Source organism: Ardenticatenales bacterium, assembly GCA_020634515.1.
In the GTDB taxonomy this organism is placed as follows: domain Bacteria; phylum Chloroflexota; class Anaerolineae; order Promineifilales; family Promineifilaceae; genus JAGVTM01.
In genome coordinates this window covers 1-12,433 of record JACKBL010000012.1, presented here as the reverse complement: position 1 = coordinate 12,433, position 12,433 = coordinate 1, and the positions used below count along the sequence as shown (strand labels likewise).

Here is a 12,433-nt window from a genome sequence, read left to right as displayed (position 1 = left end):
GGTTCAACTGAGACGACAAAGGTCTGGCGACAGACTGGAGCCGCTCCAGCGCCTTCCCGAAAGCTGTGACGAGACGCTTTGGGCCTGAAATTGAGCTTCCGGGAAGGGATTGTGATGGTGCGGAGGGATGATATACCAGGAGGAATGCGGGAGCAAAAAGGGAGGATGGCGGTCTTTCCCGCTAGATGATCTTATGTTAAAATGTGACGCAGGAAGGTTGCCGTGACGAGTAAAGCTGAATTTCTGGGTGAAGTATCGTTATTTGCCGGCATGGACGAGGACGAACTCGAATTGCTGGCGGAAATCGCGCGGGAGTACGAGTACCCCGAACGCGCCGTCGTCGTCTACCAGCGCGATGTTGCCGACCGCCTGTACATCGTGCGCACCGGGCGGCTGCAAGCGTATGCCCTGGACGAACGAGGCCAGCCCCAGTGGGACCAGGCGTATCTAACGGGCGATTATTTTCAGGACCTCTGGCTCTTTACCACGTTGACCTATCCGGCCACCGTGAAGACGGCGAGCGTCAGCCGCGTGCTGGTGATCAAGGGCAGCGATTTCCTCGATTTTCTGGAGCGGAACCCACGGGTGTTGGACAAACTGGCCCCTTTCGAACCGGAAATGGAGGGAGAGGAAGCAATGGGGCTTTCGGAACGAGCCTGGGAGGAAGCCCTGAAGACGCGCGTGGCCGCGCCGCCGAAAGCGTTTAAGGCCGCGCGTTTGCTGCCGGAGGAACTGGTGCTTTACCAATCGCGCCGTTCGCGCTGGCTTTTTTACTTAAACATTGCCTGGCCGACGCTGCTTTTGTTTTCTCTGGCGGCGCTGCTGGTGTTTGTGATCATGCCGCGCGTGGGCTTGACGCAAGGGTTGGTGGGGGCGGAGATCGTCTTTGCGATTGTGTTCTTGCTGGAGTTGGGGGTGGTCGTTTACCGGTACCTGGACTGGAGCAACGATCATTTCATCATTACGAACAAGCATCTGGTGCATCGGGAGTTCAGCCTGCGCACCTTTAGCTCCGTGATTAACAAGACGCCGATTGACCAGGTGCAGAGCGTGGAGATTGACAAGCCATCGCTGCTTTCCAATTTGCTGCGGGTAGGGACGGCGCGAATCACGACGGCGGCGCAGCAGGGAGCGATTTATTTTGACTACATCGACGATCCGCTGCGTGTGTCGGAGACGATTAATGAAGTGAGGCAGCAGGTGCGGTTGCTGGATGCCGGCAGAGAGCAGGCCACCATGCGCACCGCCATTGAAAAACATTTCCAGGTTCCACCTACCTACCAGGAAGTGGCGCCGGAGGAGGAGGGAGAAGCTTCCTCGTCGCCACCATCCCCGCCGCGCAAGAGCGCCTGGGCGCGTTTTCGTGAGCGGTTTGCCTACCGCGTGGAAACGGGCGATACCGTCACCTACCGCAAGCACCTGTTTGTGTTGGTCGGGCAGACGTGGATGCACGTGGGCGTCCTGATCATCATTGCCGTCGTCGCCTGGTTTGTACGCATCACACCTGTGATAATCGGCGCCTTCGTTGCCCTCCTGATTGACCTGGCGTCGTTGGTTTGGCGGGTTGAAGATTGGCGCAATGATACGTTCCAGTTGACGCCACGCTATGTGATTGACATTGACCGCCGCCCGTTTGGCTTTGGCGAGTCGCGTAAGCAGGCGCAGTTGAGCGACATTCAGAATGTGAATGCGGACCGTCCGAATTTGCTGGCGACGATGTTCAATTATGGCTTTGTGTACGTGGAAACTGCCGGCACGAACGCCAACATCACCTTTGAAAACGTCGTCGATCCCAACCGCATCCAGAGCGACATCTTCAAGCGGCGGGAGCAGTTCTTGCAGCAGCAGCGCGTCCGCGAAGGGGAGCAGCGACGCAAAGAATACGCCGTGCTGCTGGACGTATACAAACAGGCCACCGAACAGGAACGTATCCCCAACCGCACGCGCCCGTAGTCGAGGAAGCCATACCCTATCCTATCTCCAGGAGCCGCCTTTATCGGCGTTTTCCGTGTTCGTCCGCGTTCGTCCGCGTTCCGCTTTGGTTTTACCCAGAATCGGCCCTGGCCTATCCAGCAAGCAAGCCACCTACCCGCGCTCCATCAACGCCAGATTTATAAGCGAATGCGCCCCTTTGCGCCGTAACGCGGACATCGTGCAAGCAAACAGCGAGAATGCGTGCCAAACTGACCCGTTTGCCGTTATAATCCCTCTCATGACTGTACTGGAGATTGTTACCCCCCCCAATCCGATATTGCGCCAGCCGACTAAGCCGGTTGTCCGCCTTGATGCCGCGCTGCAAATCCTGATTGACAACATGATCGAAACCATGCGCGCCGCCGCCGGCGTGGGTTTGGCCGCCCCCCAGGTGGGGCGCACCGAGCGCCTGGCGGTGATTGAAACCCTGCCTAAAGTGGACAAGGATGGCGTGGAAATTGAGAACTCGCGCGAGTTGTTCGTGATCATTAACCCGGAAATCGTGTGGGCGTCCGACACGGTCGTTGATGGAATCGAAGGTTGCCTCTCGATTCCGGGCTTCGTGGGGGAAGTGACGCGCAGTCAATCCGTGCGCGTGAAGGCGTTGGACCGCCACGGGCGCAAGATGAAGTTGCGTATCAATGGCTGGAGCGCGCGCATTTTCCAGCATGAAATTGACCACCTGGATGGCGTGCTGTACATTGACCGACTGACCGCGCCGGAAAACTTCTGGCGTGAAGAGGAGTATTACGGGGTGACGGAGGGGGAAGAGGAAGGGGCGCACCCGCCTGTGTAGGCGGGAGGTCGAGAATTGGGGGGAGTCGGGGCGGCGCGCGCCGGTGAAAGCGTGGCGCGCGCCGCCTTTTGTTTGCCGGTTACGTTGCGGATTGGGGGGCGGGGGGCATTTCTTCTGCTCCCGCCGTGATCCAGCGCAGCGCCAGGGCCAACAAGACGGCCATGAGGAGTCCCCAAAAGATAAAGGGGGCCGTTGCGCCCATGGCCTGGAAGATGGCGCCGCCGATGAGGGGGGCGAGGGCGTTGGCGGCGCTGAGGAAGGCGGAGGAGATGCCCAGGATACCGCCGGTTTCACGCTGCGTGACGCGCTTGGTGATCAGGCTGTTGATGGCGGGTTGGAGGATGCCGCCGCCAATGCCGGCAGGAATCATGGCTACCAGTATCCATGCCAACCCCAGCCAGCCATTGTTGTCGTCGTCAGGAATGGGCACGGACATGTCCTGCGTGGGGGGTGTTTCGCCGGGAGCTTGCCGTGTTCCCGATAGTTCCTGCGTCAGTTCGGCGCGTGAGTACCAGGGCACCGGCTGACGCGGCGTCAGTCCGGTGAGGGTGAGGCCGACGGCCAGCAGCCCCAGGCCCGCGTAGATGAGGCGGCGGTCACCGTAGCGGCGGCTCCATTTGCCGATCAGCCCTCCCTGCACGGCGACGACGATGATGCCCACGAAGACGAAGACGACGGCGTTGCCGGAGGCATTGAGGCCGAGGCGGTTGAGGGTGAAGAGGGAGAGGATTTGCTCGAAGCCACCAAAGGCGATTTGCTGGCTGAACATGAGGATGAGGAGGATGCCGACGCCGGGGTAGCGGAGGGCGCGTATCATGGCGCCAAAGGATAGGGGGGATTTGTTGTGGCCGTCGGTAGCCTGGCTGCGGTTGGCGGCGGGGAGGGTTTCTTCCAGCCAGAAGGTGGTGAGGATGATGGAAAGGGCGGAGAAGGCGGCGGCGACAAATGCCGGCACTTCATACCGATTCCCACTCAACGCCAGACTGGCAAACGCGATCACCGGCCCAATGATAAAGCCCAGGCCAAAAGCGGCACCAATCAGCCCCAAACCCTGTGTGCGCGTCTTCTCCGTGGTGCTGTCGCTGATCACCGCCTGCGCCGTGGCGATATTCGCCCCGGAAATACCATCAATGATGCGCGAGAGAAACAGCAGCCACAACGATTGGGCAAAGCCGAGCAGGATGAAGCCGAAAAACGTGCCGATCTGACTGATGATCAGAATCGGCTTGCGCCCGTAGCGGTCTGATAGCCGGCCCAGCAGCGGCGCGCCAATGAACTGCATCACCGGGTAGGCGGCTCCCAAAACACCGATGACCAATGGGTCCGCGCCAAACGAGGCGGCATAAAGGGGCAGCAAGGGGATGATGATGGTCAACCCCAGCAGGTCAATGAGGACGATGACGAAAACGGGCAGGATTTTGCGAAAATCCAGCTTTTCTTCGTTGGTGGCGACGTTATCAGTCATACCGTGGCTCCCTATGCTTCCTGCCGTTTGCGCGTGAGCAGCCAGAGCAGAAAGAGCAGCAGCGCCGCACCGAGGGCGTAGGGAGCGAGGGAACGTCCCTTGCTGTCGTCGTCAATGGCGGCGGCATTCTGCGTGGCGATCCATTCGAAGGTTTCCAACATGCCGGCCTGCGGGGGACGTGGCCGCCAACCCAGTTCGCGCCGCGCTTTGTCGGAGCGGGCGGTGTAGGTGGCGCTGAGCATGCGGATGGCTTCTTCGCTGAAGAGATCGGGCAGGGGAAGTTTGCTCTCCAGGCTGCCGACGACGGGGCCGAGGGGTTGGATGGCTCTTGCCGGCACTTTCAGCAGCGGTGCCTGTTTTCCCGTGAGGTAGGACCAGAAATCGACCATTTCCCCCATGGGGATGGCGGGACCGGCCAGGATGTAGGATTCGCCGATGCGCCCCTTTTCGGCGGCCAGGATGTGCCCGTCGGCTATGTCATCGACGTGCGCCCAGGTGATGGTGAGTTCGGGTCCGGGAACTGCCGGCATTTGCCCTAAAACAAAGCGGCGCATCATCTCCCCCAACAGACTCGTATCCCCCGGCCCATAAATTCCGCCGGGCATCACAATGACAATCGGCGCGCCCTCCGCAATCAGCGGCTCCGCCACCTTGTAATGCGCCAGCCACTTGGTGCGGTCATACTCCGTCAAGAATGGTCCTTCGCCCGGCTCATACGTCTCATCCACCATCTCTCCGTGCGTGTCGCCAAACACGGCCACCGTGCTGGTGTACACGATCTTGGGGATGTCCAGTTCAAACGCCGTGCGCAGCACATTGCGTGTGCCATTGACGTTGATCGGCTCGGCGTTTAGCCAGTCGGCCGACCCGGTTTTGTACCAGCCGGCTACATGGAATACGATATCGCAGCCGGTTATGCCGGCACGCAGCGAGGGCACATCCAGAATATCTCCGCGCGCCACCTGCGCCCCTGCCGCCGTGAGAATGGCCGCGCTCTGATCCGAACGTGCCAGTCCGACGACTTCGTAGCCGCGCGCCACCAATTTACGTACCAGATGCCGGCCAACGAAGCCGGATCCGCCTGTCACAAATGCTTTCATGGGAACTTCCTTTGGGTTTGTTCGGGGGCGAATTGTGCTTTCCCGGAAACGAGAACCCTTTCAGCGCATCCGACAATGATGGATACGCCCTTTTCATGGTTGAGCGGTCAGCGAATGTTTTTCCTGGCTGCCCGTGACCCAACGCCCAGGCTAATGTTAGCGACCCCATTATAGCGCACTTCGCTTGCTACTCACATCACACGATGCTATAATGTGGCTCACTTCGGGCGCGTAGCTCAGTTGGTTAGAGCGCACGGTTCACATCCGTGAGGTCAGGGGTTCAAGTCCCTTCGCGCCCACCAGAATGCAAAACCTCCTTCCTGAGGCAAATGGGAAGGAGGTTTTTTTGTTTGGGGGTTGTCTTTCGCAGCCGGGTGGTGTGGTAGGTGGGAGATGCCGGCAGGGGGAGTGTGCCGGCATTCTTACTCGTTACGGATATCACAATGGTAGAGTGAAAAGAGGGATTTGGGGAACTCAGATTCTTGATGGTGGACCTGCAATTATCGGCGCAAGTTTTCGCAACGCTCCAGTCAGCCAGCAGTCTCGCAGTACTATCCTTCACTCCCTCGCCACCACCGTATCGTACAGTCCATAATGCGTCAGCCCAGCGTGGCTCTCGATGCCGGTGTAGCGTAGCGACGCATCTTCGTAGCGCCGAAACGCGAACACCGCCTGATTCATCTGCTCGGTGTTGAACACCCTCAGTTGCACCAACAGGTGGAAATCTTCGACCGTCAGGCCGGTGACGGTGCGGAACAGTTCCGGTTCCAGCTTGGTGATCACATCTTGCAGCGTGTTCTCGCGGAAGTCGGTCAGATACATGAAGGCCGGAATGCGCGTGGCGAATTTGATCAGTTTCTCCTGCACCTGCTTACGCTTCGATTTGAACTCCCTTTCTTCGGCGCTGAGTTCCCTCTTTTCTTCCGGACTCAGTTCCGTATCCTTTGCCTTGTTCTTAAGACCCTTGATCTTCTCGCTCTTGTTGATGATCGTTTCGATAATGTTGTCGCCCAGCGAGCGCCACCCTTCGATGCGCTCCACGGCGGCCAGCGCTTCCGGGTTGTTGAGGATGCGCCGCAGGGTGTCATTGTCCACGTTGACCAGCAGCGCGCTTTCCCATTTGCGCGCCAGCAGCGTGGCCGACGTGCCCGCCATGGCGATGTCCAGAATGCCGCCGGCGTCAATTTGCGTCATATTGGCGCCATCGTAGGCCAGCACGGGCAGGAAGGAGACAAGATCGCGCACGGCCGTTTCCGGGTTCGGTTCGTTGGGCGACAGGCCGATGCCATACTCCGAAAGCTGGCGTAGGGCGCGGGTGGGCGCGAAGTCGAACACAAAGCAGACGGGTTTGAGGATTTCTTCTTCGTGGGGGTCGTCGCCGTGGGGGTTTTGGATCGACCAGGGCGACTGCACGCGGAAGGCGGCCTGGAAGTAGGTTTCCGGCGATTGCAGGTTGCGCAGCATCAGGATTGACGACCACTGCGGCACGGTGACGCCGGTGGTCAGCTTGCCGCAGGAGAGGGTGATGGTTTTTGTGTCCAGGCCGCTGCCGATCGCTTTGCGCACGGGCGGCAGCGCATCCAGCCCAATGCCCGCCGAAGCGCCGGCGGCGACGATGACCTCGTAATTGTGCCAGAAGGTATTGTGCTTTTCCGCCAGCAGATTGGCCATGGCGTGGCAAGCGGCGACGTTGGGCATAAACCAGAAGGCATGTTGCAGGTAGGGCAGCAAGCGCACGTCGGAATAGGGGAATGGCGGCCGCGTGCCGGTTTTTAGATGCTCCACCGCCGTCGGCATGTAGCCGCCGCGAATGATGTCCAGCCACTTTTGCACGTCGCTTTTATGCTTGAACTGCGCCATGACGCCTTTGCCGGTCGCCTCGAAGAATGAATTGAGATCGAACTCGTCGAACTCGCCGGCGCTGGCGATGGCCAGCAGTTCGTCCGGCATCTGGTAGGTGAGCAGGCGCATCTGCGGCATGGCGGCGTAGGGGTTGGGCTGGTCGGGATGGCTGGCGGCGAATGTGGCGCGGGCGCGTTGTTCGTCGGTGTAGGTCCAGTTGAAGATTTGCTCCTCGATAAACTCGCCGGTGGCCAGCGCCCGGAACGGCGTGCCGGAGAGGTAGAGGTAGGCGCGGCTGGTGATGGGCAGGAAGTCGGGTTCGGCTTCTGAAAGCTCCTCAAGCCCTTCTTTGAAATCTTCAAGGGTGGCGCTTTTGCCGGCCCGGCCGGAAAGCGTTGTGCCGTACTCCGCTTTGATTTCGGCTCTGGCGTCGTCTTCGCCCTCAAACAGTTCCTGGGCGGTGTCGCGCCACGCGCCGAAGTGATATTCGTCGAAGATGACCAGATCCCAGTTGATCAGGTGCAGCCATTCGTTGCGCGGCTTGATATTGCCTGCTTTGTCCCGGCCGAGCAAGTCCTGAAAGGAGCCGAAATAGACAACCGGTTTGCGCCGGTTGATCTGCGTGGGGTCTCGCTCTGAGGTGCGCGAGAGGAACTGCCAGCCGTCAAAGTCCACATGGGATTCGAGGTCGGTTTGCCAGGCGTCGGCGACAGCGGGCTTAAAGGTGACGACGAGGACGCGCTTGGCCCCCAGCCGTTTGGCGAGCTGGTAGGCGGTGAACGTCTTGCCAAAGCGCATCTTGGCGTTCCAGAGAAAGCGGGGCACGGCGTGCATATTCTCCTGCCAGATGGAGTGGAAGTAGACGTGGGTTTTGCTGACCGCCTCTTCCTGTTCGGCGCGCATGGTGAACGTCTCGTGGCGGGCGCCGCTGAATCGCTGACCGGCGCGCAGTTCGCCGATGACGGTTTGCACGTCGGCGACGGTACAGCGCATCCATTCCAGTTGCACGTTCTCGAACCCTTTTTGGACGAGGGCGGCGCGGACGTCGTGGTCGCTGAAGAAGCTGTCATCGTCGCGCACGGCCGGTTCATTCAGTTCGATGGTGTAATTCTTGATCGCCGCCGTTTTTAGCTGCTCGGCGACGCGCTGCTTCACGCTGCGCGTTGTCTGCCCCACCTTGAGCAGGCCGGCGTGCCCCGCGTCGTGGATGGCGTAGGCGTAGATGCGCGGCCGGGCCTCCGGCTTGGGGGCGAGAATCTCGTCGATGGGTCTGGTCATATATCCGCCGCTTCCAGGTACACGGGTGGCTACGCGCCGTCGATCCAAGGGTTGACAACCTCAAGGCCGTCAATCACCTCAAAGTCAGTGGTGTTGCGCGTGGCCAATGACATCCGGTGCGCCAGCGCAATCGCGGCGATCTGTGCATCCTCCACGCTGATTGGTCGGCCTGCCCGCGTCCGGGCGGATACGATGCGCGCGTAATGGCGTGCTGCGTCTTCGTCGAACGGTAGGCAACGCCCGGCGAACTCCTCATCGAACATCGCCCACGCCGCCTGGCTCAGGGCTTCCTGACGCTGGCCAGGCGGCATCAGCAGAAGCCCCAACTCGATCTCCGCGCGGCTGATGGCGCTCGTGTAAACCTCACCTGCGGGCTGTCCGTCCAGCCAAGAGACAACATTGGCCGATGGCCGCGGACGCATGAACTCGGACAGCACATTGGTATCGAGCAGGATCATGCCGATTCATCCCACTGTAACGGCGTGCGCGGTATATGTCGTTTGGGCGCGACAAACTCTTCGGCGGCGACCTCGGCAAACCGGTCCCGCAGGCGCTGGCCAAGCCCGGAGGGCGCTTCTGTTGGACGCAACGCCTCTTTCAGGATGCGCCGCACTTCCTCCTCCATCGAAACCCCATGGCGCGCCGCCCGAATGCGCAGTCTACGCTTGGTGGCCTCGTCCACATTGCGAATGGTCAGGCTAGACATAGACACCTGTCCTAAGTGGCTGCCCGCAATTAAATTAGCGGAAATGTGCGGGCAGCTTGTCAGTAACCGCCCGTAAAAAGTGTGAAGTTGTTTTCGGGCGGTTACTAAGTGTTGACATCAATGCAATCATTGTATGCAGTGCATGCAACTCTGTCAAAGAGATTGCATAACACGACGAAATGCGCGGTGTGGCCTGCGGCTTGGGCGCGAGGATTTCTTCGATAGTCGGTTTACTCATCGTCCTCTTCATCCGTAACAACTTCATCAGGTGTAGCATCGTCGTGTTCGGCGACCTGGGATTCGATGAAGGCGATTTCCTCCTCGGTCAGCCCGTACCGCTTATAGAGTTTGGCATCAGTCCACTCTTCTTCCAGCGGCAAGTCGGGGACAAAGGAGTACACGGTGCGTGTTGCGTGCTGCGTTGGCTTGCGAAGAGAAACAAGGAATCGGGCAAACCTGGTGCGCAGATACTGCGCATAATTGAATGCTGCTGTCTTATTGTCAAAGTGCCCGGCAACGAGATATGTCTCGGTACATGCAGTGCCTGGCTCCGCGATGATGGGCTTGCTAAGGAACTTGGTCTCGACCGCCGCACTTGTTCCTTGTACGGCTGTCATCAGGACTTTCCACTCGTCAATCCACTCAGAGTTAGTCGTGATGTCCTCTTTCTCCACCCAACTAACTTTCTGTGATCCAAAGAGCTTGACGGGTTTCTTGAGCCCATTTGCGCCTGGCTTGCCGTGGAAGAAAGTGTGCAGGCCGAACGGCTTGCGGCTCGATACGCGCGAGTCAAGAGTCGGCTCACCCTTCGCCCTGACCTTGTCCAAGATCGGCACGGCTTCATTGCGCCGCACGAGGATATCGTAGGCATCGAGGTGGCGGGCAACTGCCGGCCCTGTGGGGCGCCCATCCCAAACGGTCTGCACCTCGCACGGCCCTTCATAATCCCGATTCCAAAGAAAGTAGGAAACACCGCCACGAATCTTCACGCCTGGAAAGGCTTCGTAGAGCTTTGGGTAGTCAACGATTTTCCGCAGACGCTTGTCGGTGAGCATCCGCTCCCGGTATTTGTCGAGACCCTTGCCGCCCGCCATCCAGCGTGAGGGTGTCACAAACACCGCATATCGCGGAACAAGGTCGAGTGCCTTCTCAACGAACAACTGGTAGATTGGCGCAGCACTTGTCCCATAGCCGCCGTCGTCTAGCTGGTATGGCGGGTTGCCAATGATTACGTCAAACTGCATATCGCCTCCAAACAACTCGGCCATCCGAGTCTTGATGTTGTCCGTGTGGATAAACGCATAAGCGTGGGTTTCAAGTTCCGAACCGCGATCGAGGGTACTCTGGCTTGCCCCACAGAAGGTACACCTGCCCTTGGCCCAGGTGTGTTCCAGCCGCTCGAACCAGATATTGCCGGCTTCACTGGCAAAACCCTTGGCAATGGAATGTTTGCCGTTGGCGTGCTTGGAGCAGTAGAGGCTGCGCCGCGCCAGCAGGCTGGTGAGGTGGGTAATGGCGATGCCGTACACCTGTTGTGTCAGGATGTGGTTGACGCGCTCTTTGAGGTCTGGTATCTCGTGGGCTAACCCATCGGTCAGGCGGCTGGTGATTTCGCGCAGGAAGATGCCTGACTTGGTCATCGGGTCGAGGAAGCGTACGCTGCTGTTCGCCCAGATGTTGGCGCCGTCGTGGTCAGCCGCCCACGCCTCGGCTACCCTATCCAACATGCGGTTAGCCAGCTGCGGCGGGGTGAACACCTCGTCATTGGAGAGGTTGGCAATGCAGGAGAGGACGTCGGGGTTGCGCTCGCGCAGGGCAAAGGCAGCTTGTTTTGTCATGCGATATCTCCCAGGACAAAGCGAGATCCCTCGATACGCAGCATCTGAAAGGGTGTTATAAAACGCACGCCCAGACCGATGCAGACATTTGGTATCTTGATGCGATTTTGAGAGTCCTGGACAACTTCGTGTGTCACAAGCGTATGGCTGCCTGCCAACGCATGGACAACCAGATAGTAATCAGCCCTCTGCAGGAAGGTGTTAACGGCGGCCGGTGTGTATTGCTGGCTGGTTGCCCATGTGCTGACTTGAGCAAACTGGATCCCCATTGTGGGTGGTGTGCGCCGAAAGAGCGCAGCCCCACGATTTCTGGCCCAATCTGACAATTCGTCCCGACCGGCCTCAATTTCATCCAATACCTTGTCTATACTGAATACCTTGCCCGTATTGCTGTTGTGTACCAGCCACTCCCAAAAGGCGGGGCAGAAGTCCATGCCATAGTGCAGATTTTTGGCGGCTATAAACACATTGGCATCCAACAGATAGCTCATACTGTCACCCCCAACTGACGTGCTGCTTCGTAGAAAGTGGCTGTCTTGCGTATACCCAACATGTGGAAAGCTTCGGTAAATGAGTTCAGGCCTTCCAGCGTACTCCCGATCATGGCGCGGGCAAAGCGTTTGCCGGTGCGCGTGCCCAGGGTGCGATAGAAGTCACCGCCGCCACTGCCGCGCTGTTTTAGCGTGCGCAGCCGCTCTTCTTCTTCACGGTATTGCTGCCACAGGGTATCCTGGTCCATGAACCCGGCGTCGAACAAGCGGCGCAAGGCGACCAGTGTGCTGACCTTGAACGCCCGCGACAGGCGTTGAATTTCTTCAGGTATGGGGTTGTCGGGCTGGTGTATTGCCTGTAGAGCGGTCAGGGGCATTAACAATTCTGCCGCCACCTGATTGCACCACCGTTCCGTCTGCTGTGTCGTCACCTGACCAGGGTGTACGTCCGACACGCCGCTGGCGCCCAGCCAGAGATGGGCCAGCTCATGCGCCAGCGTAAACATCTGGGCAGACTTGCTGTCTGCGCCATTGAGGAAAATCAGCGGCGCCAGGTCATCTGCCAGGGCGAAACCGCGAAACTCATTGACGTCCAGTTTGCGGTGGCTGTTGCTGCCCACGACGGAACTGACCATCACCAACATGCCGGCATCTTCAGCTTTGGCAATCATCTGGCGCAGAGCATCCGTCCATGTGGGCAACTGGCGGCGCTCATCAATGGATAAATCTAGCGCGTCGCGTATCTGTTGCGCTGCTATCTCCGGCGCATCCCTTGTTTTTACACTGCCGACAAAAGCGAGTGCCGGCAGGCCATTCAGTCGGGCGTAATTGCGATACCAATCCTGCCGCTGCTGGCATAAATAGAGCGTGTCCAATAAATTGCTGCTCGGCACACTCAGGGTTTCATCGCGCAGGGTACGGAAGTCCGGCACGGGCAGGGTCA

Annotated in this window: 10 protein-coding genes and 1 tRNA gene; 3 read left to right on the top strand and 8 right to left on the bottom strand. The window is 59.2% G+C overall.

Annotation, left to right across the window (positions count from 1 at the left end):
• Positions 1-222 precede the first annotated feature (222 nt).
• Entirely contained in the window at positions 223-1,953 is a 1,731-nt protein-coding gene (locus tag H6650_22225) for a cyclic nucleotide-binding domain-containing protein (protein MCB8954730.1), read from the top strand.
• Between the two features lie 259 nt (positions 1,954-2,212).
• Complete coding sequence (def, locus tag H6650_22220; GenBank protein ID MCB8954729.1) at positions 2,213-2,770, top strand: peptide deformylase; 558 nt, start codon at positions 2,213-2,215, stop codon at positions 2,768-2,770.
• A 79-nt stretch (positions 2,771-2,849) separates the two neighbouring features.
• On the opposite strand, the gene H6650_22215 is transcribed toward def, so the two are convergent.
• Both H6650_22215 and H6650_22210 read right to left on the bottom strand, forming a co-directional pair.
• Positions 2,850-4,235: an MFS transporter gene (locus H6650_22215; GenBank protein ID MCB8954728.1), complete on the bottom strand. Its 1,386-nt coding sequence runs from the start codon at positions 4,233-4,235 to the stop codon at positions 2,850-2,852.
• Between the two features lie 11 nt (positions 4,236-4,246).
• Entirely contained in the window at positions 4,247-5,335 is a 1,089-nt protein-coding gene (locus tag H6650_22210) for an NAD-dependent epimerase/dehydratase family protein (GenBank protein MCB8954727.1), read from the bottom strand.
• A 225-nt stretch (positions 5,336-5,560) separates the two neighbouring features.
• Here H6650_22210 and H6650_22205 point away from each other — a divergent pair.
• Positions 5,561-5,637, top strand: a tRNA-Val gene (locus tag H6650_22205).
• Positions 5,638-5,893: 256 nt separating this feature from the next.
• On the opposite strand, the gene H6650_22200 is transcribed toward H6650_22205, so the two are convergent.
• The 6 genes from H6650_22200 to H6650_22175 all read right to left on the bottom strand — a co-directional run.
• A complete protein-coding gene (locus H6650_22200; protein MCB8954726.1) occupies positions 5,894-8,455 on the bottom strand; it encodes a restriction endonuclease in 2,562 nt (853 codons plus the stop codon).
• Between the two features lie 29 nt (positions 8,456-8,484).
• Positions 8,485-8,913 carry a type II toxin-antitoxin system VapC family toxin gene (locus tag H6650_22195; protein MCB8954725.1) on the bottom strand — a complete coding sequence of 143 codons (429 nt, stop codon included), beginning with the start codon at positions 8,911-8,913 and terminating at the stop codon, positions 8,485-8,487.
• Positions 8,910-9,161: a plasmid stabilization protein gene (locus tag H6650_22190; protein MCB8954724.1), complete on the bottom strand. Its 252-nt coding sequence runs from the start codon at positions 9,159-9,161 to the stop codon at positions 8,910-8,912. The genes H6650_22195 and H6650_22190 overlap by 4 nt, the downstream gene beginning before the upstream one ends.
• Before the next feature lie 230 nt (positions 9,162-9,391).
• Complete coding sequence (locus tag H6650_22185; protein ID MCB8954723.1) at positions 9,392-10,999, bottom strand: Eco57I restriction-modification methylase domain-containing protein; 1,608 nt, start codon at positions 10,997-10,999, stop codon at positions 9,392-9,394.
• Positions 10,996-11,490: a DUF4411 family protein gene (locus H6650_22180; protein MCB8954722.1), complete on the bottom strand. Its 495-nt coding sequence runs from the start codon at positions 11,488-11,490 to the stop codon at positions 10,996-10,998. Before H6650_22180 ends, H6650_22185 begins: the two co-directional genes overlap by 4 nt.
• On the bottom strand, positions 11,487-12,433 hold a 947-nt coding region (locus H6650_22175), incomplete at its 5' end, for an ImmA/IrrE family metallo-endopeptidase (protein ID MCB8954721.1). The genes H6650_22175 and H6650_22180, both read right to left, overlap by 4 nt.